The following is a 1416-nucleotide window of genomic DNA, read 5'->3' on the forward strand; positions in this document are numbered from 1 at the left end:
AATTCAGACGCTGAAAAATCGATGTAGAAAGCGGAGTTGTGCAACAGCCACGAGCGTTTTATAGGACGGCTAATTCTAATAATTGTAAGCTCCTTTCAGTAGATTTCTATGATTCATACAACAGGGGAAGGATAAATATTTTCATATTTCTGCCCGCGCCGGACGCAAGCGAAAATGCGTAGGACAATTTTATTGCGGATGTTATTGAGCACTAACATCTTATTCTTGCCCTCAGCGACTTTTCGGTTGAAGTAGGTTTTAAACTCATCCGAGTGTAGACTGGCCGATAAGGCCGCCAGATGCAGTAGCGCTTTTACCTTTTTGTTAGCAATCCGACTTACCTGAGGCTTCCCTCGTTTTCGGCCCGAGCTCTGTTCGAAGGGGACCACCCCCGCATAACAAGCAAACTTCTTTGGGTCAGTTATATCTTTAAACTCATTCGTTGTGATGATAACTTCGGTAGCTACTGTGACCCCCACTCCCTTAATGGAGCCGGGCCGCCGGGGCGGTAACGATCTCAAACAAATCATGCAATTCTGGGTCAGATTTGATGACTTCTTTGATCGACTTATCAACTCCTTTCAAGTCTTTCTGTAAGGCCAGGAGGGAATGAGTACAAGCTTTAACATCAGTTTTCGCTTCTATCTTAGTTACGAAATCAGCTGATTCATTTAGGGGTACTTTAAGCATGTGAATAGCACTGACTAACCGTTTGCGCATAGCCGTTAAGCGATCAAGTTGTTCAATCACTTCCCGTTTAGGATGCCATAGCTGTGCATCCTCTCTGTTTTTGTAGGCATATCGGGCAATTTTAATGGCATCAACTTTGTCATTTTTAGTGCGGCTCACGCCCATACTTTCCCGGATTTGAGTAGCCTTTTCAACCCAGATAGCTGCTTGCTTTTGGAAAAGGAATGATAAGAGTGGGTTATTGTAAATACCCGTGTGCTCAAGACAGAAAAGGCTGTGTTTGATGTCACCCTGATCTAAAGCTTTGAGTTGGCGAAAGAAGTCTTGGATACCTTTTTTGTTATTACTGACTTCAACATGAAAAAGCACCGCTCCGGCGGCCCGGCTGATTTGCCTCGACCACCGCAAAGTCTAATTCGCTTTTCGATACGTCAACGCCAATGAAATAGCGATACTGATTTGGGTGTTCCATGATAAAGCAGGGTTAATGTTTACAGATACAACCACTTTCCCGAACAGACTTCATTACCTTTCTAATGGGCCTGGAAACCCTCATTTCTATTTGAATCTGGCGTTCGAGGAACCACACAGAGGCTTGGATCTACTGATAGGTCTTCCCTGGCATACGCTTTAAGGCAACTCTGTGGGGCCTGTCGCTGCGGCGGACCGTCGAAGCAGTAGGCTAGCTCTCATTTGTGAGTAAGCGAAGGTAGCTAGAAAAAGAAA

The 1416-nt window shown here is 44.9% G+C and carries 2 protein-coding genes; both read right to left on the reverse strand.

Annotated features, from left to right (window positions below; translation table 11 throughout):
- Window positions 1–113 precede the first annotated feature (113 nt).
- Window positions 114–521: a transposase gene (locus ACYVK4_RS21545; protein ID WP_461129630.1), complete on the reverse strand. Its 408-nt coding sequence runs from the start codon at window positions 519–521 to the stop codon at window positions 114–116.
- Window positions 484–1059, reverse strand: a complete 576-nt coding sequence (locus tag ACYVK4_RS21550; RefSeq protein ID WP_461129631.1) for an IS110 family transposase — start codon at window positions 1057–1059, stop codon at window positions 484–486. Before ACYVK4_RS21550 ends, ACYVK4_RS21545 begins: the two co-directional genes overlap by 38 nt.
- Window positions 1060–1416 lie beyond the last annotated feature (357 nt).

It is taken from the genome of Spirosoma aerophilum, assembly GCF_054782495.1.